Origin of the sequence: Flavobacterium sp. (assembly GCF_043773265.1) — a bacterium.
Taxonomy (GTDB): Bacteria; Bacteroidota; Bacteroidia; order Flavobacteriales; family Flavobacteriaceae; genus Flavobacterium.
Window position 1 is genome coordinate 1 of sequence record NZ_JAYVFH010000046.1, and the last position, 20,403, is coordinate 20,403.

Annotated in this window: 35 protein-coding genes; 31 read left to right on the forward strand and 4 right to left on the reverse strand. The window is 30.4% G+C overall.

The genetic code is table 11. From position 1 onward, the window contains the following. The 4 genes from ACH2BO_RS02225 to ACH2BO_RS02240 all read right to left on the reverse strand — a co-directional run. Positions 1-3,501: M14 family zinc carboxypeptidase (locus tag ACH2BO_RS02225; protein ID WP_395043133.1), on the reverse strand; the 3,501-nt coding region annotated here is incomplete at its 3' end. A 396-nt stretch (positions 3,502-3,897) separates the two neighbouring features. Beyond that, positions 3,898-4,461 (reverse strand): hypothetical protein, encoded by a 564-nt coding sequence (locus ACH2BO_RS02230; RefSeq protein WP_395043134.1) that lies wholly within the window; start codon positions 4,459-4,461, stop codon positions 3,898-3,900. 21 nt (positions 4,462-4,482) lie between these two features. Then, positions 4,483-4,890, reverse strand: coding sequence for a hypothetical protein (locus ACH2BO_RS02235; protein WP_395043135.1), 408 nt, complete (start codon positions 4,888-4,890; stop codon positions 4,483-4,485). Positions 4,891-4,915: 25 nt separating this feature from the next. Further along, a complete protein-coding gene (locus ACH2BO_RS02240) occupies positions 4,916-5,287 on the reverse strand; it encodes a helix-turn-helix domain-containing protein (protein ID WP_395043136.1) in 372 nt (123 codons plus the stop codon). A 134-nt stretch (positions 5,288-5,421) separates the two neighbouring features. Between ACH2BO_RS02240 and ACH2BO_RS02245 the strand changes: the two genes are divergently transcribed. The 31 genes from ACH2BO_RS02245 (at position 5,422) to ACH2BO_RS02395 (ending at position 20,395) form a co-directional block, all read left to right on the forward strand. Next, positions 5,422-5,634, forward strand: a complete 213-nt coding sequence (locus ACH2BO_RS02245) for a hypothetical protein (RefSeq protein ID WP_395043137.1) — start codon at positions 5,422-5,424, stop codon at positions 5,632-5,634. A 54-nt stretch (positions 5,635-5,688) separates the two neighbouring features. Next, complete coding sequence (locus ACH2BO_RS02250; protein ID WP_395043138.1) at positions 5,689-5,877, forward strand: hypothetical protein; 189 nt, start codon at positions 5,689-5,691, stop codon at positions 5,875-5,877. Between the two features lie 9 nt (positions 5,878-5,886). Then, positions 5,887-6,201, forward strand: coding sequence for a hypothetical protein (locus tag ACH2BO_RS02255; protein ID WP_395043139.1), 315 nt, complete (start codon positions 5,887-5,889; stop codon positions 6,199-6,201). Next, entirely contained in the window at positions 6,198-6,404 is a 207-nt protein-coding gene (locus ACH2BO_RS02260) for a hypothetical protein (protein WP_395043140.1), read from the forward strand. Before ACH2BO_RS02255 ends, ACH2BO_RS02260 begins: the two co-directional genes overlap by 4 nt. A gap of 2 nt (positions 6,405-6,406) precedes the next feature. After that, positions 6,407-7,024: a hypothetical protein gene (locus ACH2BO_RS02265; RefSeq protein WP_395043141.1), complete on the forward strand. Its 618-nt coding sequence runs from the start codon at positions 6,407-6,409 to the stop codon at positions 7,022-7,024. 11 nt (positions 7,025-7,035) lie between these two features. Then, positions 7,036-7,233: a hypothetical protein gene (locus ACH2BO_RS02270; RefSeq protein WP_395043142.1), complete on the forward strand. Its 198-nt coding sequence runs from the start codon at positions 7,036-7,038 to the stop codon at positions 7,231-7,233. A 15-nt stretch (positions 7,234-7,248) separates the two neighbouring features. Further along, positions 7,249-7,476, forward strand: coding sequence for a hypothetical protein (locus ACH2BO_RS02275; RefSeq protein WP_395043143.1), 228 nt, complete (start codon positions 7,249-7,251; stop codon positions 7,474-7,476). Beyond that, a complete protein-coding gene (locus tag ACH2BO_RS02280) occupies positions 7,463-7,711 on the forward strand; it encodes a hypothetical protein (protein ID WP_395043144.1) in 249 nt (82 codons plus the stop codon). Before ACH2BO_RS02275 ends, ACH2BO_RS02280 begins: the two co-directional genes overlap by 14 nt. A 148-nt stretch (positions 7,712-7,859) precedes the next feature. After that, the gene (locus ACH2BO_RS02285) at positions 7,860-9,680 is read left to right on the forward strand and encodes a hypothetical protein (protein ID WP_395043145.1); all 1,821 of its coding nucleotides are present in this window, start codon (positions 7,860-7,862) and stop codon (positions 9,678-9,680) included. A 28-nt stretch (positions 9,681-9,708) separates the two neighbouring features. Further along, positions 9,709-9,933, forward strand: coding sequence for a hypothetical protein (locus ACH2BO_RS02290; protein WP_395043146.1), 225 nt, complete (start codon positions 9,709-9,711; stop codon positions 9,931-9,933). Next, a complete protein-coding gene (locus ACH2BO_RS02295; protein ID WP_395043147.1) occupies positions 9,920-10,159 on the forward strand; it encodes a hypothetical protein in 240 nt (79 codons plus the stop codon). Before ACH2BO_RS02290 ends, ACH2BO_RS02295 begins: the two co-directional genes overlap by 14 nt. A gap of 3 nt (positions 10,160-10,162) precedes the next feature. After that, entirely contained in the window at positions 10,163-10,510 is a 348-nt protein-coding gene (locus ACH2BO_RS02300) for a hypothetical protein (protein ID WP_395043148.1), read from the forward strand. Beyond that, positions 10,498-10,674, forward strand: coding sequence for a hypothetical protein (locus tag ACH2BO_RS02305; RefSeq protein WP_395043149.1), 177 nt, complete (start codon positions 10,498-10,500; stop codon positions 10,672-10,674). The genes ACH2BO_RS02300 and ACH2BO_RS02305 overlap by 13 nt, the downstream gene beginning before the upstream one ends. A gap of 2 nt (positions 10,675-10,676) precedes the next feature. After that, a complete protein-coding gene (locus ACH2BO_RS02310) occupies positions 10,677-10,988 on the forward strand; it encodes a hypothetical protein (protein WP_395043150.1) in 312 nt (103 codons plus the stop codon). Between the two features lie 6 nt (positions 10,989-10,994). Then, positions 10,995-11,180: a hypothetical protein gene (locus tag ACH2BO_RS02315; protein ID WP_395043151.1), complete on the forward strand. Its 186-nt coding sequence runs from the start codon at positions 10,995-10,997 to the stop codon at positions 11,178-11,180. Positions 11,181-11,183: 3 nt separating this feature from the next. After that, the gene (locus tag ACH2BO_RS02320; RefSeq protein WP_395043152.1) at positions 11,184-11,393 is read left to right on the forward strand and encodes a hypothetical protein; all 210 of its coding nucleotides are present in this window, start codon (positions 11,184-11,186) and stop codon (positions 11,391-11,393) included. Between the two features lie 252 nt (positions 11,394-11,645). Continuing rightward, positions 11,646-11,963, forward strand: coding sequence for a hypothetical protein (locus ACH2BO_RS02325; protein WP_395043153.1), 318 nt, complete (start codon positions 11,646-11,648; stop codon positions 11,961-11,963). Next, a complete protein-coding gene (locus ACH2BO_RS02330; RefSeq protein WP_395043154.1) occupies positions 11,960-12,661 on the forward strand; it encodes a DNA adenine methylase in 702 nt (233 codons plus the stop codon). The genes ACH2BO_RS02325 and ACH2BO_RS02330 overlap by 4 nt, the downstream gene beginning before the upstream one ends. 202 nt (positions 12,662-12,863) lie before the next feature. Beyond that, on the forward strand, positions 12,864-13,085 hold the full coding sequence (locus tag ACH2BO_RS02335; RefSeq protein ID WP_395043155.1) for a hypothetical protein: 222 nt from the start codon (positions 12,864-12,866) through the stop codon (positions 13,083-13,085). A 168-nt stretch (positions 13,086-13,253) separates the two neighbouring features. Further along, positions 13,254-13,952 carry a transglutaminase-like domain-containing protein gene (locus ACH2BO_RS02340; protein WP_395043156.1) on the forward strand — a complete coding sequence of 233 codons (699 nt, stop codon included), beginning with the start codon at positions 13,254-13,256 and terminating at the stop codon, positions 13,950-13,952. Positions 13,953-13,969: 17 nt separating this feature from the next. Continuing rightward, a complete protein-coding gene (locus ACH2BO_RS02345; RefSeq protein ID WP_395043157.1) occupies positions 13,970-14,776 on the forward strand; it encodes a hypothetical protein in 807 nt (268 codons plus the stop codon). Positions 14,777-14,788: 12 nt separating this feature from the next. Beyond that, entirely contained in the window at positions 14,789-15,418 is a 630-nt protein-coding gene (locus tag ACH2BO_RS02350) for a hypothetical protein (protein ID WP_395043158.1), read from the forward strand. 43 nt (positions 15,419-15,461) lie between these two features. Continuing rightward, on the forward strand, positions 15,462-16,040 hold the full coding sequence (locus ACH2BO_RS02355) for a hypothetical protein (RefSeq protein ID WP_395043159.1): 579 nt from the start codon (positions 15,462-15,464) through the stop codon (positions 16,038-16,040). 71 nt (positions 16,041-16,111) lie between these two features. After that, a complete protein-coding gene (locus ACH2BO_RS02360; RefSeq protein WP_395043160.1) occupies positions 16,112-16,483 on the forward strand; it encodes a hypothetical protein in 372 nt (123 codons plus the stop codon). Then, a complete protein-coding gene (locus tag ACH2BO_RS02365; protein WP_395043161.1) occupies positions 16,483-16,863 on the forward strand; it encodes a hypothetical protein in 381 nt (126 codons plus the stop codon). The genes ACH2BO_RS02360 and ACH2BO_RS02365 overlap by 1 nt, the downstream gene beginning before the upstream one ends. A 12-nt stretch (positions 16,864-16,875) precedes the next feature. Then, positions 16,876-17,694, forward strand: coding sequence for a hypothetical protein (locus ACH2BO_RS02370; RefSeq protein WP_395043162.1), 819 nt, complete (start codon positions 16,876-16,878; stop codon positions 17,692-17,694). Beyond that, positions 17,684-17,875 carry a hypothetical protein gene (locus tag ACH2BO_RS02375; RefSeq protein WP_395043163.1) on the forward strand — a complete coding sequence of 64 codons (192 nt, stop codon included), beginning with the start codon at positions 17,684-17,686 and terminating at the stop codon, positions 17,873-17,875. The genes ACH2BO_RS02370 and ACH2BO_RS02375 overlap by 11 nt, the downstream gene beginning before the upstream one ends. A 244-nt stretch (positions 17,876-18,119) precedes the next feature. Beyond that, positions 18,120-18,614 (forward strand): hypothetical protein, encoded by a 495-nt coding sequence (locus ACH2BO_RS02380; protein WP_395043164.1) that lies wholly within the window; start codon positions 18,120-18,122, stop codon positions 18,612-18,614. Between the two features lies 1 nt (position 18,615). Continuing rightward, positions 18,616-19,050: a hypothetical protein gene (locus ACH2BO_RS02385; RefSeq protein WP_395043165.1), complete on the forward strand. Its 435-nt coding sequence runs from the start codon at positions 18,616-18,618 to the stop codon at positions 19,048-19,050. Then, a complete protein-coding gene (locus ACH2BO_RS02390) occupies positions 19,050-19,787 on the forward strand; it encodes a peptidoglycan-binding protein (RefSeq protein WP_395043166.1) in 738 nt (245 codons plus the stop codon). Before ACH2BO_RS02385 ends, ACH2BO_RS02390 begins: the two co-directional genes overlap by 1 nt. A gap of 23 nt (positions 19,788-19,810) precedes the next feature. Next, complete coding sequence (locus ACH2BO_RS02395; protein ID WP_395043167.1) at positions 19,811-20,395, forward strand: glycoside hydrolase family 19 protein; 585 nt, start codon at positions 19,811-19,813, stop codon at positions 20,393-20,395. The last annotated feature ends 8 nt before the right edge of the window (positions 20,396-20,403 follow it).

The following is a 20,403-nucleotide window of genomic DNA, read 5'->3' on the forward strand; positions in this document are numbered from 1 at the left end:
ATTTCCTCTAGCATCAGTATACGTCCAAGTGATATTAAAAGTTCCTTGAGTTGAATAAGTCAAAGGAGAAGCTGTAGTTCCAGTAATAGTTCCAGAGCAATTATCTAAAGCCGTTGGAGCAGTTACGCTAGCCGAACATTGACCAGTAATAGTTGGTAATGTAGTAACATTTGCTACTGGAGCAGTTGTATCATTTACAATAACTTGTTGTGTTTGAGTAGAAGTATTTCCTCTAGCATCAGTATACGTCCAAGTGATATTAAAAGTTCCTTGAGTTGAATAAGTTAATGGAGAAGCTGTTGTTCCAGTAATTTGTCCAGAGCAATTATCTAAAGCCGTTGGAGCAGTTACACTAGCCGAACATTGACCAGTAATAGTTGGTAATGTAGTAACATTTGCTACTGGAGCAGTTGTGTCATTTACAATAACTTGTTGTGTTTGAGTAGAAGTATTTCCGTTTGCATCACCATAAGTCCAAACGATTGAATAAGTTCCTTGAGTTGAATACGTTAATGGCGAAGGTGTAGTTCCAGTAATTTGTCCAAAGCAATTATCAGTTGCCGTTGGAGCAGTTACCGTTACAGAACATTGACCATTTATAGTTGGTAAATTTGTAATATTAGCAATTGGTGCAATGTTGTCAGTAACTAAAACATTTTGTTGTTGGAATGATTGATTACCACGATTATCTGTAAAATACCAAAGGATAGAATATGATCCTGGAACAGTATATGTTAATGGATCAAATGTTGTAGCATTAATTATACCCATGCAATTATCAGTTGATGTCGGTATTTGTGTCACTGTTACTGAACATTGACCAGATAATGTAGGTAAAGAAGGAGAATTTGGCACAGGTTCTGTTGTGTCAGTAATTGTAACAGTTTGTTGTTGTGTAGATGTATGACCATTACCATCATTATATGTCCAATTAATTACTGAAGTACCTTGAGAATTATATGTAGTAGGATTATTTGTTGTTCCTACAATAGTTCCATAACAATTACTTGTAGCCGTTGGAGCAGTTACTGTTGCAGAACATTGACCAGTAATAGTAGGTAAATTTGTAACATTTGCGACTGGTGCAGTACAAGTTGCACTAATTGTAAATGTTTGAGCTGCTGTTGAACTTGAATTACAAGTACTAAATACTGTAACATTTGCTGTTCCAGCAGTTAATACATCGGCAGCAGTTATTGATGCAGTAAGTTGTGAAGCACTAACAAAAGTTGTTGTTCTATTTGTTCCATTCCATCTGATAATTGCATCACCACTTACAAAATTTGAACCATTAACAGTTAATGTAAAAGCAGTACTTCCAGATAATTTTGATGTTGGAGAAATTGTAGTTACAATAGGATTTGGTTTTACAGTTACAATAACTTCATCTCTATTACTTTTTACAGGTGCCAATTTCCAATTAAAGAATTGAAAGAATATTCCAGCACCACTATTAGCAGTTATTGAAATTGGTCCACTCGTTATAGGATAAACAATTCCTGATGTAGCACAAGTTAAACTTAAACCTGAAATTTCTCTAGAAACCAAACGCAATCCTGTTGCAACTGGTAAAAAGAAATCTAAATTAATATCTTGTGTTCCTGTAGTTGTTAATCTAACAATTTTAGATTCTAACATCACACCTGCATTATCTCTTAATTCAACATATATTTGACCAACTGCAGAAGCAGTTACTAAAACTGATTTTAATTTTGTTGGAGTAGTACAATTGAAGATTAAATATCTATTTGCTACAGCAGCATTAGCCGAAACAGTTCCTGTAACAGTAACTGGTCCAACATTAGCTGGTGTTATTTCACTTTCTACCCAATATGATGTAGTAGTACTTAAAGCTGGAGTTGTATAAGCAGCTGTTGAAGCTAAAACTGATGTTGAAGTTGCAGAATTATACCATTTTATTGTTCCACTACCTGTAGCAGATAATGCTGCGGTTTGTCCAACGCAAATTGTTGCATCTGATGCAACAGGAATTGTAGTTGAAGGAACCATTACAACATTTAATGTAGTTGCTATTCCATTTGTTATTGTAACAGAAATAGTTTGGGTTGCATAACCTGCAGCTTCAAATATTACATTATAAGTTCCAGCAATTTGTACTTTATGATAATCTCCTTTTGTTGGAGAAGTTTCTACCCAAGCACCGAATCCATCAGATGTTGCATTAACATATACTTTTGCATGTATTGGAAAACCAGATTGATCAGTTACAACACCTTGAATTCCGTAACTAGCTTCTTTTACAAAATTTAATAATGCTTGTCTGTTTCTATCCCAATGAAATGGAAGATTTGCAGCAGCAGGAAATTTAATTGTAGAAACCTCTATAGTTACTTCTTTATTATGATTAAAACAGTTATTATAATCTTGTCTTCCACCTTTTACAGTGTACCATATTGCTCCATTAGTTGTTCCAACAAATTGTCCAGTTCCATATACATCATCCATGTAGTTTAAATTACCATCTGCAATTTGACTAGCTTCAGCATATACTCGAGAAGCATATCTAAAATATGCATCTTGTGGATGAACACTTACAGCAGAAGAACCTGTTGCAGCATTAGATGTATCCCAAGGAAAATTTACTACTTCTGCACCACCATGATAGTTAGCAGCTAATACAAAATTTCTTGTTTGTTCAAAGTTTAAAAATGCAGTTGTTTCAGTTTGAAAAGCTAATCCATCAGGATGAATTCCTCCAATAAAGTCTGGATAATTTCTATTCATATCAACTCCAGCAGCATTTCCTCTAGTTGCTGTATTTCCAGTTGAGTTCATTATGTCATTTCCTGTGGTTTTATAAGATCCATCAGGATTTGCTAACGGACAAATAAATAATTCTGTACCATTAACTAAATTTGTTATTTCTGTATTTGTTCCATAGTTAGATAACAATTCATCTATAAAATGCAACATAGTTGGATAACCAGTAATTTCATCACCATGCATTGAAGAAGAATAGAAAAATTCTGGTTCAGTTTCATCTGAAGTTGCATTGTCAGAAATTTTTAAAACATAAAGTGCTCTTCCATTAGGAGTTGCTCCAATATTTTGAAGTGTACACAAATTTGGATAAGTTGTTGCCCAATAATTCATTTTAGCAACATATTCAGAATATTTAGGATAGGCATCCCATGTAGTATCCCAAGCAGCAGTTGCTTTATACGTGTTTGAATCTAATGGAATCTCATTGTCTGAAGTACTTACTTCAAAATTTAGTCCATATGTTAAAAACTTTTTAAATTGATCTTTGTTTGCATAAGCTTCGACTTCAAGATTGTTTTCGTCTACATGCTTATGACTTACAGAAATTATATTATTAATTTCATAAAACTGAGCTTTACTAATGGCTTTGAAAGTAAAAATGACTTCTCCTTTTTCTTTTAAATAACGATTAGCTTTTTCTAATGAACTACTTTTCTGAGCAAACAATGTGCTTGAAAATAAGATAGTTAACAGTACAATTAGAGTAACTTTTTTCATATTAGTTAGGGTTTTGAGCTACAAACCTAAATAATACTTAAATTCCGACAAAATATTTTATCGATAAAAAGCATATAAAATCGATAAAAAGCATATTGTGTATAAAATTATAATTTTAATCCTACAAACAAATTAAAAATCAATTTTTAAATTTATTATTCACTAATTTTAATACATCATAAATGATACTATTTATTAAATAAATTGGAAAAAATATTAAAAAAAAAACCCAATCCAGATTTTTGGATTGGGATATTGTAGCGAGAGAGAGATTTGAACTCTCGACCTCAGGGTTATGAATCCGTATCTTAAATTTACATCTAGCAAATGCTAGTCTTACAAACTCATTTTTAGTATAAAATTACAAATTGTATGCGTTTTAGTAGTCATGGTTAATTATCCTTTTTTGTTAATTGTCATCATTACAATTTCACTTCCTGCTGGATCATTTTCTGGCATTGCATCTACTATAGTAATTTCTACATTACCTTTTTCATAAATGCTTATCATTTGTTGGTAACCATCTTCTTTAACAGTATTTGTTACTGCTTTTGTTTGTAGATGTTCACCTACTTTTTTTGTAATTTCTAATCTTTTTTGAAAAGCCAGTTCACTATCAGAACCAGTATAAATCAATAAATTAAATGTTGGATAATCTTCAGACGAAATAGTAATAGAGTTTTCTCCTTCGGTAAAGTTTACTTTTGAATAATAATCTTTATCTTCTTCTGTTTCATCTTTTAAACCGCTAATTATGTTTGAATAATCATTAGGACAATCCTTAATAATTTTGTCAAATTTATACTCAAAAGAAAGTGTATCATTTACAGTTATAGGTTCATCTTTACCTTTGCTGTAAATCTTATCAAAATTTGTAATAACTGCTGTAGATAATGTTACTAATGCTGTAATTACTACTGTAATAATACCTACTTTGCTTGATTTTTCGTTTTCTGACATAAACTTAATTTAATTCGTTTTCTAAAAACATGGCTTACTACTTTCAAAATTTTCTCTGGAGAAATCGGTCATTGTATAAGAAGTTGTTTTTTTACTTTTTTTATTAGTATATTGAATATAATCCCAAATTCCAGAATGAATAAAAACATAAATTCCAGTAACTTTTCCATCAATAATTTCTTTGTAATATGAATAAGATGTTGGATGTGCTCCATTAGTTTCCATTTCTTCCTTTACGAACGTTAAATTAATCGCAACTTTTTGACCTTTGTAATAAACCGCAATAACACTATAATTAGCATCTAAAATTGTAGAAATCATATTTTTTGAATTTTTATCATTTGCATAACATTGATAGATTTTTTTTTGTGCTTTGCATGCATTAACTCCAAAAATCCCAATCAAAACTACAAGTAATATTTTTTTCATATATAATTAGTTATTACAAAGCCACTTACTTAAAAGCTTTTGTGTGTTTTTTTTCGTTTTCGCATTGCTGCAATTTTTCTTCTAGCAGATTTATTTTTTCTTTATAAAAATGTATTTGTTCGTTTTTAAATTCCAGTTGTTCTGTTAGTGGATTTTTTCCAGCTTCAACTTCTTTTATATATTTAAAAGGATAACCAACTACATTAACAACTTCTTCTTCTAATATTATTGCAATTTGCAATAACATTATTACTGACAATCCGTTTTTACCTGCTTCAATAGAAGAGTAACCAGCTTGTTTTATTCCTAATTTCATTGCAACATATTCTTGAGAATATCCTTTTTTAGTGCGGATTTCTTTAATTCTAGCAAGAATACCTTTATCAGTTACGTGCATTAAGTTTTTATTAAAAATAACAATCTTAAAATCAACAAGTTAAAAAATAAATAAAAAATATATTATATTTTACAGTATATATATTATATTTTATAATATGTTTGCACTTAGAAATCTGAACTATTCCAAAAATTATGACATTAGAACTATTACAAAAAATGCGTAAAGATTCTTTAGAGAAGGAATATAGAGAACTTCGTAAAACAATGAAGCACTCTAAAGCTATTCACTTTTTGAAAGATAAACACGGCTATTGTTATTATACAATTTCCAAAAACATATCTAAAGAAGTTGTAAACGAATTTATTACAACCCGAAAAATGAAACGAATTATAGCATTGCAATAAAATTGCAATTCTTCACAATTAATAAACATTATCAACTCAAAACAAATGCCAAAAATGAACCAACCACAAAATTTAGTTTTTACCGATAATGAGGTAGAAGTTTCTGATCGTATCAAAAAAGGTACAACCTTGTTTTTTACTTGCAAGCAAAATGCGTTGCAATTTGCCAATACCATACGAACGTATGTTTATGAGTGTTTTGATAGCAAAGGTGCAAGTGCTGGTTATTGTGTTCCTAAATAATTTATTAAGATGGAAACTACACTTACCAAAAAATCAGGAACACAAATACCAATGGTTTACAATAAAGAACTCAAATTTTATTTAGAGTATTTTTTTGCACAGGATTTACTAAAAGAAACAATCAATGCAGATATTCATTTTGAAGCTATTTTACAAAAGTTTAAAAAATATTATTTGCATAGCGACATTCCAGAATATACAGATTATCAATTTGTAATTGCGCTCCAGTTCATCGATAAGTTTCAGGTTGTAAAACACTTGGATTTATATAAAATCCGTAGAAATTTAGATTATCCAAATCCTAACACTCAATATTTTTTATGAATACAACAGAAATCATAAGAAACTATAATTTTAAATTACTCGAAAACATTTTGAGTAAAAAAACAGCTACTTCTAGTAGAAATAAATACTTAGACAATGTAAAAGATGAAAATTTTGATAAACCGCTTTCTAGTTTAAATCAGGATTATACTCAAAAAGGTTATGTGATATTAGTTACTAAAACAAAAGTATCTCACAACTAAATATGCCAAAAATTAAAAAAATAAAGTTGTTGGATTTATGCTGTAAAGCTGGAGGTTGTACCGTTGGTTACTACCAAGCAAGTCAGGAACTAGGTTATGATATAGAAATAACCGGGATTGATATTGAGCCACAGCCAAACTACCCATATAACTTTATTCAAACTGATGCAGTTGCTTATTTAAAAAAGAATTATAAAAAGTACACGCACATTCACGCTTCGCCACCTTGCCAGTTATACAGTAATAGTACAGCAGTTGCAAAAGCACGAAATCCTGAAAAAGAATATTCTAATATTCTTGTAGAAATTCAGGAATTTCTACATAAAATTTATACACCAAGCGTGATCGAAAATGTTTTGCAAGCTCCAATAAGAAAAGACATCGTTTTAAACGGTGATATGTTTAAACTAAAAGTAATACGATCCAGAAAATTTGAGTTAAACAATTGGTTTATGATGCAACCATTTAAGCCAAAACGTTTTAAAATTGAAGGCAATAATATCATGGAAGTTTGGAGTAATGCAATGAACATACATTGGATGAAAACTAGAGAAGAATTAGCAGAAAGCATTCCGCCTGCATACACAAAATATATAGGAATTAATTTTTTTAACAATTAAAAAATAAACAAATGGCAGTAGCAGAAAATATTGATATTGATTTAGAAGCTTTTGAACTACACGATCTAATTACATTTTTAAAACACGAGAAAGGTTTTAAAGTAATAAAACCTAAAACAATAATACAATCATCGAAAATCAATCATTTTTTAGAAGTTTTTAATTATTATAGTTTACAAGAAATAGAAAATTTATTACCAACAAAGTAACTGTTCCCGATCTAAATGAATCCAAAAGTACTATCAATATTTAATAACGCTAAAATCTTCCTTTCGGAAACCGAATTGAAGGAGTTATCGCTGTGTATTGAAAAGGAATTTGGAAAAGCAGAAACAAAACCAAAAAGAACCAAAACCCAACTTGACAAACGTTGGACTGTAGAAGCAGTAACCGAACGATTGCTGGCAAAACAATTTAGAAAAAAACCCAATACAAACAATGAAAGTAATTGATCCAACTTATATTTTATCCTTGCACATTGATTTAGAAAATCAGGACAATGCTACACTTTTTATGCGAATAAAAAAAGGTTTTCCAGTAATTGCTGGAGAAACAATTACAATTGAACCATCAATTAATCTTCCTTTTAAAAACGCAATAGTTTACAAGGTTAGTAGCGTTGAAAATCCGTTACCATCATCGGTAAAAGGATTACAAACCCAAACTATAAAACTCACAAGAGTATAAACAATTGCCTTGCAATTTTGTTGCAATGCAATTGCAATGCAATTGCAATGCAATTGCAATTTACAATACCAATACCGCAATTATGCGATTATTCCCTAGTGTAACGGCACTAATTGTGCCGTTGCTGTGGGTTTAAATTTTAAAAAACATGAGAAAACAAAATTTTACAATTGAAAGTAAAGATTTTTACAATCTAGCAAGCAACTTGTTTGGTGTACAAAATCCCGATCAAACCAAATTAAAAAATTACGTCGCTAGTTCTACCGCAGTAGAGCAATTAAAACCAGCTACAGAAAAAGCAAATGATAAACGATTATTTGCCGTATATCCTGCAATTATCGAAGAAGCATTTGCGCAAACGATGGACAATTTTAGAAAGTATGTAGCACTTAAAAACTTTCAATTTAAAGAAGAAAATTTCAAAATAAACACCTACAATAATAATGTAATTGCATTTAAAAAACTTAACAATGCTTTGTGTTTTGAAATGTTTAATAATGTTGAAGCTTTTATAAAAAACAGAAAATCGTTTTCTCCAGTTGATTATAACGAAGCTGTGGAACAATTTAATAATCTGTACGGTATGCTCATCAGAAAAAAGAAGCTTATTACCATTAAACCAACTGCAGAACTGGTTTTTCAAAATATGCTTTGTATTTACAACCAGCAGTTAATGATAAAAAATAAAAGGTATATCGGTTGTGGGATTACAGAAGCTACACCATTACAAGCTTTTAAGGTAAATGCGTGGCGTGTAACTCAACTAAAACGTAACGGAGTTCAAAGTTTGCCATTATGCAAAAAAACTATTTTAAACCACCGCAAACGCCTTGAGGAGTTTGGTGTATTTGTAGATTATCATTTTATAAATTCCAGTCATGGTGTAGAAGTGCATATAAATCCAGAAATTTTGGTTATAAAAGACATTTTTGATGCAAAAGTAAGGATTGCTGAAAATCAGGTCGTTACCTCTGAAAGTGTGAAAATAGTTCCTAATGATAATGATATCTTTACTGGAACCTATATAAATGAAATGCAAAATGAAAGGAAAGTTAAAAACTTTCCAATTGTTAAGGAGTTCCCGTTGGTCACGCCTTTTATTTTTTCTTTTACTGGAACACCAACCCGCACAGAAGCTATTAAACTGGGCGCGGGCGAAAATGTGCCATCACAGGTAAATACAGCCAATATGCCAGCGCAAAACAAACAAAACATTTTTGAAAAGGTTTTAGACACAATCGTTGATGATAGCCAACTTGCAAAGCAATTAGAAAATTGCGAGTTTAACAATTACATTCCAATTGATCTGCGCCTTTTACATACAATTGCTTATTCCAGCTTTATAAATCGTGACCAATTTTTTGATATTGTTATGATTGACTTTTTTAAATCGCTCCAAAAAAACATTTATAAAAAAGGCAATGTGTTTTTTGGTTCTTGGTACAATGCCATAAAACTATTCCGACTGCAACGATGGAACAATATCAACGGCGGAAAGCATAAGCCTACAAATCTTGTTGACTACATCACAAAATACCGTTGGCGTATTCAGTGGGCGAGAAACTGGTATAGAAACAATCCTAACGTTACGCCACTATTCCCAAATCAATACCTCGATGTAACTAGAAAAACAAGTAAAGAAGTTGGTTTTGAATACACTAAATCCAAGTGGATAAACCAGCAAAACGAACTCAAAAAATATGATGACTTGGTTTTAAAGCAAACTAGAGAAGCTAAAAAACGTGGCGAAATAATTAATTACAACAAAAAGCTAGAGCTGCACTTAAACCGATTTTCTAAAAACAAAATCACACTCACGCAATTGTACGACTATGTTCAAAAGAATTTGCCACCAGCCTTTTTACAAAAGTTACCCGATTTAGTTGAAAGTAAGATGCTAAAGTGCAACAAAAAAACAATTTTATTGCAATCGCAAGATGTGATCAGGTACAGTCCGATAGAGTTTTGATGTTAAAAAGTCTACAAATCAACAACAAATGATAAAAAATAGTACCTACATACGAACTTTTACACCATTGCAACGAAAACAATTGCAGTTGGTTGAACAGCAAGAAAAGTTAAAAACAGTTCCCGATATATTATTTTATGCATTGGATAAATTTCTGGATCAACAAAAAGAAATTGAAAGATTAAAGAGAATAATTGAGTATAAAAACAAACAAATACAATCACTAAACGAAAAAATAAATGCCAGTTTTTGATAAAAATGTTTCAAGAATTAAAATGTATGTATTGCGATCAGGAAATAATAAAAACATCACGTGGCACTCCATCATAAATAAAGATGGTAAAGAACCTGGAATTATTTGCCAAAATATGCTCAACCGATTTAATAATTATGTAAGAGATCGACCAGCATTAAAACAAACAATTAATGTAATACAATTTTACGAAAAAGGAAATTTAATAGGAACGTCAACTTTATAAAAAATGAAAATAGTATTTAATAGAATAGAAGATGTTCAAATACTCCAAAACCAAGTTTTGGTATTTTTCAACTTTAAAAATCAACTTTTGAACTATAAAATTTACGATAAGTATTGCAACGATCTAATTGCAATTGAAAATTTAGAAGCAATTTATAAACTTTTAAGAAACAAAATTGAAAGCAATAAATCGAAACTAAACATAAATCTTACCATTTCACAAAGTGTTGTTTTATATAAATGCTTTTTAGAAATACCAACAGAAAAAAGTAAAGAAACTTTTGTTGTAATGCAAAATTTTGGAAGCCAAATTGATAAAAATTTATTAAATATTAAATCATGCAATATTTAACCATAATTCAACAACAAACCACCATTGCAATTGTAGAAATGCCATCATTAAAAGTGGCAAAAAAATACGTTGAGAGTAACAAAGTTGCATCAGGTCAAATTGGTATTTACTCTACATTTAATAAAGATGGAATTGAAAACACAATTAAAATTATAAAAAAATAAGTATGATAATTGAAGTATATAATTGCCAAATAAGTTTAGAATCTATAAATTTTATTATGCCTGTAATTAGCAAAAGAACATTTATAAGTAGTAATGAAATAAAAATTAATACATCTTTTACAGTTTCAATGATTGGAGTTAATCTTCCTATATATGAAGAAAGACACTACAAAATTAATCAAGTTGAAGATGATGAATTGATTATCGAAGAAATAGAACAGTTATACTCTGAAAGATTAAATAAAACTAGAGATTTTATTATTCAAGAGTGGAAAAAAATAAAAGTAAACAGAATTTATGTAGAATTAAAATAGATAATCATGGAAAACTTACAATACGAAAGCAGAAAAATTAGCAATCCCGAATCTAATGCAATTGTAATTCATCATAATAAAGGTATAAATGAAGTTGTACTTTACGTTAAACCTTATGATTTAGAACCTACAAAAATGACAGAATTAGTTGATATAATCCTAAAATTTTTAAATAATCCTAAACCGTTATAAATTATGTATGTAGAACTACAAAAACATCACACAGCTTACATTATACCAATAGTTGAAGCGAGAATGAAAACTTTAAAAAACAGAATTTTAAAAGAGAATAAAGATGACTGGTACGATTATGAACCTGAACAAATTGAATTAAACATTTGCGAGTGCAACGAAGAATATAATAGGTTAAATCAATCGTTAAATCATTTATACAAAGCAAAATGAAATCGGCAGTAAAATCCAACAATCCAACTAATGCAATTATCAATAAAAATTTCATTATTCAGGTTAAAGAACCCGATAGCAAAAAGACAAAATTAACCAGCGCAAACAAGTGTATAAACTTTATAAAAGACGAAAAACTTAAAATAAAGCCATTTAACGAAGTATTGCAAGGACAAAAACAAATTTATACGTTCAAGATAAGAAAACGTCTTATAATTAAATTTTACTCAAAATAACTTATAAAACCACAGTATGACTGCAAAAAAATTAGATATCGATAGTATAATAATTGTTGAAGATGCACATTTTATAAAGTTTGTAAAAGAAGAAATTCAAACATTAAAAAATGAGAGAAATAGCAGAAAAGATGCACCAGCTGGAATGAAATATAAAACAGATTGGTTTGATAGATTACAACGTGAAAACGCTCTAAATAGTGATTATTTTATTAAAAATATCGAGGCAATTTGGTTAAAACAATCAAACTTACCAGCATTAATAAGGAACATTATACAATCAGTTTGTTACAAAGCATTTACTAAAATGAATTTAGAATATAAAAAAAAATGATACAAACATTAGACAAATACACAGGACACAAAAAAATTGATGGAGTGTACCAAAAAATAATTAATAATATTCCAGCGCACAAAGTTTATTATGAGTTGTTTGCTGGTAGCGCATCAATTTTATCATTAATAACTGTACCAGCTCGGGAAATTAGATTAAACGATATTGATCCTGAAGTACAGCAACTTTTAATGGATAAATTTCCGAATGCAATTGTTACCAATGTAAATGCAATTGATACTTTAAAAATTACTAACCGTGAAAATACTTTACAATTTGTAGATAAAAGAGATGTATTTCTATTTCTTGATCCACCTTATTTGCATGATACCAGAACTGATAAAGAACTGTATAAATATGAAATGCAGCAAATTGATCACGTAAAGTTATTAACGGAAGCATTGCAATTAAATTGCAATTGTATGATAATACACCCAAAGTGTGATTTATACAATACAATGCTTTATGATTGGTACAAAATAGAAATAAAAATTAGATACAATCGCAAAACATCAATAGAGTTTTTGTATATGAATTATCCACCACCAACAGAATTGCAGTGTTTTGATTATTTGGGTAGTTCCTGCTGGAATCGGCAACAGATAAAAAGAAAAGGTGATCGTTTACTAGAAAAATTAAAAAAGTTACCTGTACTCGAGCAAAACTATTTACTTAATCGATTAAAAGAATTAGCATGAAAAATAAAATCCTTATCTATTTAAAAACATTGCAAATCATTGCAATTGCAGTTTTCTGCTTTCTAACAATGTTTTTTCAATTTTTAGACTTTGCTATTTTTGGCAAAAACAGAATTTATAAATTTTTAGAAGATAACTTTTTTAAACTTCAATTTCAGATCACCGACTTAAAACGCAAATTATAACTAACACAGCAAATAAAATGGCAGTAAAGAAACCACTTCCTTATTCTGTTACAAAAGAAGAACTTGTAACAATGTATTTAGATCAAAAACCGCAACTGAGAATAATTACTCAAATTAATGAAATTTTAAAAGAAAAAAATATTTCAATCCACATAAAAAAAATTGAACATCCCGAATTTATGGAATATGTTGAAACTTACGGAACACCAAAAGGATATTATATTGAAGACAATGATTAATTGCAATCTATCTTGAATTGAATTGCAATTTAGTTGCAATTTAGTTTCAATACTCATCAATACACATCAATACTAACGAAATCTAACTAAATCACATCAATACCCACTCTTACTCTAAAGTGTGGGTTTTTTATTATTCAAGTTTGTCATCACAAGTTCAAATAAACAATGACAAAAGATGAAATTAACCAAGCATTAAAAAGACCTATTAAAAATGGTAGCGAGTTTGACAAATTAATTGAGAAACCAAACAACGAGCAAAAGCAGTTTAAAAAAGGAAATACCTTTTATTCTGTATCGGTAATTAAATTTTGGGTAATTAATTTTTATTGGCAAGTTGCAAAACTTTCAAAAGTACTACTATGTACAACGTTGGAAGAAACCACAAAAAAAATACATTCTTTTCTGTATGAATATATACAATATCAAGCAGATGGAACTGTACAATTTATAAGAAGTCCAAGTAACAGCTGGTTAAATCGTCAAAAAGGTATTGATTGCAAAAGTTATTCTGTATTTGCTTCTTCCATATTAGCAAATTTAGGCATCAAACATTACATAAGGCAAATTAAACAACCGTCTTTTAATCCTGATAAGTTCACACACGTTTACGTGGTTGTTCCGATAGATCAACAAACTGGAAGTTTAGCAAAAGGTCATAATGTAATTGATGGTACAATTTTAAGCAACAAAGAACCAATTTATACACTAAAAAAAGATGTTTTTATGGAAGACGAATTGCCACACATAGGACTTAATGGAGCGGACAAAAAAGGTAAAAAAGCAAGTGCAAAAAAACCTAGTTCACCAACAAAAAAAGGTAAAAAATCTAAAGGTAGTACCAATAAGATTTTTGCATTTATGTAATCAGTAAAAATTAAGATATGTTTATAGTAGATGAAATTGACGGTTTAAATGGTTACGATGATGACGGATTAAACACTGGTCTAAATAAAAGAAGAAAAAAAGGTGGTAAAGGTACTAAAGTAGGTAACTTTTTACGTAAAAATGTACGTGCAAGAAATATTAACGCAAAAAATTTAATCACAGCTGGAACAATTGCAGCTGGATTTATTCCAGGTGGTGGTGCAGCTACAGGATTTCTTAAAGGAACTAAAGCTGCTAAATTAGCTATGAAAGCTTCTAAGTTTATGGAACTTTCAAAAGTTGGAAAATTAGCAATTAAAGCTAAAGGTTTACTAAAAACTCAAATAGGACAATTAGTAATGACCAAAGTAAAACAAGGTGTACCACTAAATCCAAGTGAAGCAAAATTTGTTGAGCAAGTTGCAGTAGCACAAGATCAAGATCCAACTACTCCAAACGTTTTAACTCCACAAGAATTTAATGAAGCTACTGGTGGCGATCCTACAAAAGTTCAAGCAAATGCTCCAATGGTCCCAGATGCAAAATTAACTCCAGAGCAAGCTCGAACAATTGCAGAAATTAATGGTATTGATCCAGAAGTTAGCAATACGCCAACAAAAGGACAAATAGAAACTTTATCAAAACTTAAAGATATTCCAGAAGAAAATCTTAAAGAAGAAGTAAAAAATCAGTTAGAAGATGCTTCGAGAGGTGCAGGTGCAGAACCAACTCCAAAAGAAGATAAAAAAATAAGCCCAATTATGATTGGTGGCGCAGTATTGTTAGCAGGCGGTTTGATTTATGCGGTAAGTAGAAAACAATAAAAAAAAAGTAAAATGAATAAAAAAGTTATCACAATAGGTTCAGCAGTTGTTGCAGGTGCAACATCAAGAGGCTTAACAGGATTAATTCCACTTTCGGGATTTGCTAAAATAGCATTGCATTTAGCTATAGCTGGTGCAGGTGGTTATGTAGCTTTTACCACTACTGGTAATACAACTAAATCAGCAATGATTGGTGGTTCAGGATTGGGAGTTGCTGTAGCACAAGGTTTAGAAGCCGTAAAAGGAGTGTTTTCGTTAGAAAGTGTTTCTAAAAAAATTAATCCAGAATCAAAATGGGGACAATTTTTGCAAAAAGCAGGTGGTTTATCGGGTGCATATGGTGGTTTAAACGGCTATTTTGACCAAGACGGAAACTATCACGAAGACGGTTTAGGTGGTTACATTGATTCAGCTGGTAACTATGTACCAGAAGATGGATTAGGAGTTTACGAAGAAGAAGGATTAAACGGTTTTGATGACGAAGACGGTTTAGGTCTTTACGAAGACGAAGACGGTTTAGGTCTTTACGAAGACGAAGACGGTTTAGGTCTTTACGAAGACGAAGACGGTTTAAACGGATTTGATGACGAAGACGGTTTAGGTCTTTACGAAGACGAAGGTTTGGCAATGTACGAAGAATAATAAATTCAAAATTTTACAATAATTTAATAAATAAATCTTAAAAATGGACAGAAGAAAACAAGTTATTGATCCTAGATTAAAAACTGCTTTGGTAGATTTTTCTCAAGAATCAAGAAGAAAAGCTAACGTACAAGTACGAAAAAGCGCGAAAATTACAGATGGTACGTATTACTTAAACGTTGATGCATCTGGTATGTCAGGTATTGTAAATTTAGTTGATAACAAAACTAAAAAAGAAGTGGGAGTTACCAATTTTGACGGTAATATGTTAAATAGAGGTCGTGAACTTTCTATTAGAGCATTAAGACTATTATTTACATCAAAAGGTACAGATGTTAAAAATGGAGATTATCAAAATGGAACTAGTTTAATTCCTGAATTGCAGAATGCAGAATTACATTTCATACAAGGTGATAATAAATTAATTTCACTTCCATTGACTGATTTACAAAGATTTAATCAAGTAGATTTTAGAAGTTTGATAACAAATGCTTTAGTAAAATCACAAGAAGAATTTCAAATTCAATTAGAGTTTCCTAAAGGTGTATCTGTACCTGCAGCTACCGCAACTAAACTTAATCTTTTAAGAATTGAGTTCAGACTTGCTGAAAAGAAAAGCTAAGAAATAAAAATTATATTTTTAATAAACAAAGCCGTGCTATAATTGGCACGGCTTTTTTTAAACACTAAAAAATGAGACAATTACAATATACCGTAAAGTTACAGTTACCACTAGGTTCAAAATCAGTAAGTGAAAATTTTAAAATGCCAGCAGGTTTTGTAAAAAGCATGGTTGCTTATACAAATGGCAATGAGAAAGCAAAACCGCAAACAATTATGTTGGCACTAAAAGATGATTCTTCTGTAGATATCATACCATTTATACATATTGACCATTTTCGCCAAACTGGTGGTGAGTATGAAAAAAGTTTCAAACCATTAAATTTTGATTCAGAAAACAGAAATTTCAATTTGGCAATGACTTCTACATTTCAAGGAGAAAATGACGATTTTGCAGATGCGATAGTTTGGGTAACTTTTTTAATGGACACCAACGTTAGATAATGATTAAGACTGAATTTATAACTACCGAATATAGAAATAACCAGTTAATCACTTTAACGGGTATTACTGCATTGGCTGTTTATAATAGTGGCAATTGCATTAGTAATATTAATGGTAAACCAGTATATCCAGGTCAAAAAGAAATTGTAGTGGTGGCTGATGGTACTTATTCAGAGGTTAACTTACAAGTTGAATTTATTGAACTTGAGGTAAAAAAAGCTGGGCCAATCGGAACTGGTAATGAAAGTCAACCAATCAAGCAATTACGAGGTGTATCTGGATCAGGTGGTTCAGGAAGTGATCCCAATATCGATCCCAACGTAAAACCAAGTTATTTTTACATTAAAACCATAATTCTTATTTACAAAAAAATTAGTTAAAAAAAAAGTACGATGAAGCAACTTAAACAACTAATTGTTAAGCTAAATAATGATGAATTATGCGCAGTAGATATTTATGATAAAGATTTAGATAAGTATTTACACCGCAATTTCACACATCACAAAATAGCATCACAATTTAATAATGCAGAAGATTTATTTGATAATCTTTTAGAAAACGGACACGAAAATTTAACCATAAATGAAAAACGAAAAAGTGGAAATGCTTTTAAATACATCGGTGATGAATTTACAATTGCTCCTGAAGTAAAGCCAAAAGAAACTAAATCACTTGTTATGGAAAAAATTAAGTCCAAAAAAAAGAAGAAAAAGAAAAACAAAAAATCTGATCTAGGTTTAGGTTTTGGTTTAAGTATGGCAGATAATATTAGCCTACACACTAAAGCTAATAAACTTGATGAAATGCAAGTTGAATTTAAAGAGTTAAAAGCAGAACACAAAGAAGCTTTAATCAAAATTAAAACATTAGAGGAAGATGCATTGTTAAAAAAATATACTAAAGAAAACAACGACGATCGTAACAGAATGATTATGACAGTTGTTAAAGAAGCTCCTGGTATATTAAGCGGTTTAGGTTTTAAAGTTCCAGTTCCGCCAAGTGGTTTGGGTAATGCCGTTCAAGATGTAGAATTTGAAGAATATTCACAGGAACAATCCCGGTTAATTGATATTGTGAAAAATGGTGATGATAGCACAAACGAAATATTATTGTCGCTAGTCGATAAAATTAACGAAGGTAACGAAGCCTTTAGCAATCAATTTTATAATTTTTTAGTAATTCACAAAATTGTCAATCCAAATGAAAACTAAAATAGAAATCGCAGTAAAAGAAACAAACTTAATTAAGGTAGCAAAAATCAAAAATCAATTACAACAATTAGCCGATTTAGATGCAGATATTTTAGATAAGTTAATCAAAATAAAAAAGTCAAAAAACGGATTAACGTTTTTTAAAGAAAATTGGGTGATGATAGAATCGATGGTGATGTAGTTTGAGTAGGTTGGCGTTTTTGCTTCATCAATACGCCAGCCGAAAAAACGAAACAAAACAGTTTTTAACTTTAAGAGAAGTTTCGACTACAAACGAATGATTGATAAAGTATGGCAAAGTAGGAATAAAGTATAGAAAGATATGTTGTCTCTAGTAGCTCCAACCGCTATCCGTAAGAAATTGAACAAAATTAAAGAAATTGAAGCAGGATAACTCTTAAAGTAAAAGCCAAAAGAAAAATAAGATGAAAAGAGGTTTAAAAAATCCAGCTGTTATTGCAGCAGTCGCAAATAGTCCTCAAGGTAAAAAAGCTATTGGCGATGCACTAGATACAGCTAACAAAACTACAGCCGTTTCATTATCAATTATTAAAAACATTTTTTGGTTTTCGATAGTGGCAGGAACTGGTTATTGGGGTTATAAAAAATTTGTAAATCGTTTTTCATCATTAAATTACGATTTAAGATACACACCAGCAACTATCTCGAGTACAGTTGCAAAAGCTAAAGCAGATGCAATTCACAAAGCAATGTATGGTTTTGGTAACGGATTTAATACAGTTTCTAAAAACTTAAAAGGTTTGTCGCACAACGATTTTATAAAAGTGTATAATGAGTTTGGCGGTAGAAAAGGTTTAAATGATATTTTCCAGCGTATGAATATGTTTGAGTGGTTTGCCGATCAGTTTGATGGCTCCGAGATAATGCGATTACGATTTATAGTACCTAACTTTTTTTAATATGAATATTTCAATACCAAAAATAATAGGTGGTACAGGTTTACTTGCAGGAATAGTATTTGGCGTAGTGGCAATAACTAAAAATTCTAGCAAAACAAAAAGCAACACCAAATATTTAGATGATCCAGGTGCTACTGATCCAGATTTTGATGCAAAGCAAATAGCAAATGATATTCACGAGGTTATGCGTGTTGTTAATTGGACGAATGGTAATAAAAACCAAATTATATTAACAGCACTTACTGGCTTATCGGTTTCACAATTTGCTCAAATTGTCAAAGCATTTGGGACAAGATCATATAATACAGTTACAGGAAACGATTACACTCCGTTTGGAATGTTTTTAACAAAACAACCGCTAAAAGTGTGGCTAAAATCAGAAATGAGTACAGCAGATTATTTACTGTTAAAAGATAAATTTAAAAAGTATTTATAATGACAAATGAAGATAAAATATATTTAGGAGTTGGCGGAACGTTATTAATTGCTGGTGCAGGATTTTATTTTTACAAAAATGCTCAGGCAAATAAAGATCAGGTACAGCAAGAAACAATTGATACAACTTTTGAAGATGTAACAAACACTCCAGTAATAAAATTGCCTACAAAAGCAACGCCACCATTTTCAAATACTGTAAAAACTCCTATTGTACCTATTGTGGCACAGGTAGAAGTTGATAATCTACCTACTAAAGGTGCTGACACGTTTAAATATTCTGTTGGTCAGGAAGTAATGGCAAGTTTTGGCAGTGGCACTAAAACTTATGATGCAATAAAAATGGCTGATGGTAATTGGAAAAGTGGTAGAATTCCTGGTCCAAAATTTAATGTAGGCGATAAGATAGGTAAAATAATTTGGGTAGGTAAAAGACCAGACGGAACGTATAGATATGTTGTTGAAAGAATAGGAAGACTATTAATTACAAGGCATTGGATTGCTGATGTAAGAGGTATTGCTCCAATTGGTAAAAAATTACCAATTAAAAAAGTTTACAATACCAAAGGATTAATATTAACTAGAATTTTGCATAAAGGCATACATAACAGCGAGGAAGTTAAAGAATTGCAAAAAAGATTAGGAGTTGTTGCTGATGGTGATTTCGGTCTAAATACTGAGAAAGCATTGTTTTCACAGAAAAAAGTTAAGCAAATACGTTTAGCAGACTGGAAATAAATTTAAACTAAAATCTAAATAAAATGAATTTTCTTTTACAAAATAGTACCGCATTTTTAACCATATTTAAAAAATATGCAATAAATACACCTTTAAGAGTAGCTCATTTTTTAGGTCAATTAGCACACGAAAGCGCAAATTTTACAGCTAGTGTTGAAGATATAACTTTTGAAAAAGCGCAAAAAAAATATCAGAACCACAAGTATTTGGGTAATAAATTACCAGGAGATGGTTATAAATTTAGAGGTCGAGGTTTAATGCAATTAACTGGTCGAGCAAATTATGAAGATTATAAAAAATATTCAGGAATCGATGTCATTGCAAATCCTGATTTAGTTTCACAAATCCCAATTTCTTTAGATGTTGCTGGTTGGTTTTGGACTGTAAAAAAATTAAATCCTTTAGCAGATAAAAACGATGTATTACTCATTACAAAAAAAATTAATGGTGGTACAAATGGTTTAGATGACAGAATAAAAAAAACCGCTCATTATCGCTCATTTGATATTTTGGGTGATCTAAAAAAAAAAGTTCAGAAAAAAACGATCATTAATTATTCCATTAACAATTACAAGCCTTTTAGCTTTTGGAATTTATTTAGTAAGTAAAAAATAAT

Coding starts and splice junctions, on each gene's coding strand:
- ACH2BO_RS02230 (WP_395043134.1), bottom strand. CDS start 4,461: ATGTCAGAAAACGAAAAATCAAGCAAAGTAGGTATTATTACAGTAGTA.
- ACH2BO_RS02235 (WP_395043135.1), bottom strand. CDS start 4,890: ATGAAAAAAATATTACTTGTAGTTTTGATTGGGATTTTTGGAGTTAAT.
- ACH2BO_RS02240 (WP_395043136.1), bottom strand. CDS start 5,287: ATGCACGTAACTGATAAAGGTATTCTTGCTAGAATTAAAGAAATCCGC.
- ACH2BO_RS02245 (WP_395043137.1), top strand. CDS start 5,422: ATGACATTAGAACTATTACAAAAAATGCGTAAAGATTCTTTAGAGAAG.
- ACH2BO_RS02250 (WP_395043138.1), top strand. CDS start 5,689: ATGAACCAACCACAAAATTTAGTTTTTACCGATAATGAGGTAGAAGTT.
- ACH2BO_RS02255 (WP_395043139.1), top strand. CDS start 5,887: ATGGAAACTACACTTACCAAAAAATCAGGAACACAAATACCAATGGTT.
- ACH2BO_RS02260 (WP_395043140.1), top strand. CDS start 6,198: ATGAATACAACAGAAATCATAAGAAACTATAATTTTAAATTACTCGAA.
- ACH2BO_RS02265 (WP_395043141.1), top strand. CDS start 6,407: ATGCCAAAAATTAAAAAAATAAAGTTGTTGGATTTATGCTGTAAAGCT.
- ACH2BO_RS02270 (WP_395043142.1), top strand. CDS start 7,036: ATGGCAGTAGCAGAAAATATTGATATTGATTTAGAAGCTTTTGAACTA.
- ACH2BO_RS02275 (WP_395043143.1), top strand. CDS start 7,249: ATGAATCCAAAAGTACTATCAATATTTAATAACGCTAAAATCTTCCTT.
- ACH2BO_RS02280 (WP_395043144.1), top strand. CDS start 7,463: ATGAAAGTAATTGATCCAACTTATATTTTATCCTTGCACATTGATTTA.
- ACH2BO_RS02285 (WP_395043145.1), top strand. CDS start 7,860: ATGAGAAAACAAAATTTTACAATTGAAAGTAAAGATTTTTACAATCTA.
- ACH2BO_RS02290 (WP_395043146.1), top strand. CDS start 9,709: ATGATAAAAAATAGTACCTACATACGAACTTTTACACCATTGCAACGA.
- ACH2BO_RS02295 (WP_395043147.1), top strand. CDS start 9,920: ATGCCAGTTTTTGATAAAAATGTTTCAAGAATTAAAATGTATGTATTG.
- ACH2BO_RS02300 (WP_395043148.1), top strand. CDS start 10,163: ATGAAAATAGTATTTAATAGAATAGAAGATGTTCAAATACTCCAAAAC.
- ACH2BO_RS02305 (WP_395043149.1), top strand. CDS start 10,498: ATGCAATATTTAACCATAATTCAACAACAAACCACCATTGCAATTGTA.
- ACH2BO_RS02310 (WP_395043150.1), top strand. CDS start 10,677: ATGATAATTGAAGTATATAATTGCCAAATAAGTTTAGAATCTATAAAT.
- ACH2BO_RS02315 (WP_395043151.1), top strand. CDS start 10,995: ATGGAAAACTTACAATACGAAAGCAGAAAAATTAGCAATCCCGAATCT.
- ACH2BO_RS02320 (WP_395043152.1), top strand. CDS start 11,184: ATGTATGTAGAACTACAAAAACATCACACAGCTTACATTATACCAATA.
- ACH2BO_RS02325 (WP_395043153.1), top strand. CDS start 11,646: ATGACTGCAAAAAAATTAGATATCGATAGTATAATAATTGTTGAAGAT.
- ACH2BO_RS02330 (WP_395043154.1), top strand. CDS start 11,960: ATGATACAAACATTAGACAAATACACAGGACACAAAAAAATTGATGGA.
- ACH2BO_RS02335 (WP_395043155.1), top strand. CDS start 12,864: ATGGCAGTAAAGAAACCACTTCCTTATTCTGTTACAAAAGAAGAACTT.
- ACH2BO_RS02340 (WP_395043156.1), top strand. CDS start 13,254: ATGACAAAAGATGAAATTAACCAAGCATTAAAAAGACCTATTAAAAAT.
- ACH2BO_RS02345 (WP_395043157.1), top strand. CDS start 13,970: ATGTTTATAGTAGATGAAATTGACGGTTTAAATGGTTACGATGATGAC.
- ACH2BO_RS02350 (WP_395043158.1), top strand. CDS start 14,789: ATGAATAAAAAAGTTATCACAATAGGTTCAGCAGTTGTTGCAGGTGCA.
- ACH2BO_RS02355 (WP_395043159.1), top strand. CDS start 15,462: ATGGACAGAAGAAAACAAGTTATTGATCCTAGATTAAAAACTGCTTTG.
- ACH2BO_RS02360 (WP_395043160.1), top strand. CDS start 16,112: ATGAGACAATTACAATATACCGTAAAGTTACAGTTACCACTAGGTTCA.
- ACH2BO_RS02365 (WP_395043161.1), top strand. CDS start 16,483: ATGATTAAGACTGAATTTATAACTACCGAATATAGAAATAACCAGTTA.
- ACH2BO_RS02370 (WP_395043162.1), top strand. CDS start 16,876: ATGAAGCAACTTAAACAACTAATTGTTAAGCTAAATAATGATGAATTA.
- ACH2BO_RS02375 (WP_395043163.1), top strand. CDS start 17,684: ATGAAAACTAAAATAGAAATCGCAGTAAAAGAAACAAACTTAATTAAG.
- ACH2BO_RS02380 (WP_395043164.1), top strand. CDS start 18,120: ATGAAAAGAGGTTTAAAAAATCCAGCTGTTATTGCAGCAGTCGCAAAT.
- ACH2BO_RS02385 (WP_395043165.1), top strand. CDS start 18,616: ATGAATATTTCAATACCAAAAATAATAGGTGGTACAGGTTTACTTGCA.
- ACH2BO_RS02390 (WP_395043166.1), top strand. CDS start 19,050: ATGACAAATGAAGATAAAATATATTTAGGAGTTGGCGGAACGTTATTA.
- ACH2BO_RS02395 (WP_395043167.1), top strand. CDS start 19,811: ATGAATTTTCTTTTACAAAATAGTACCGCATTTTTAACCATATTTAAA.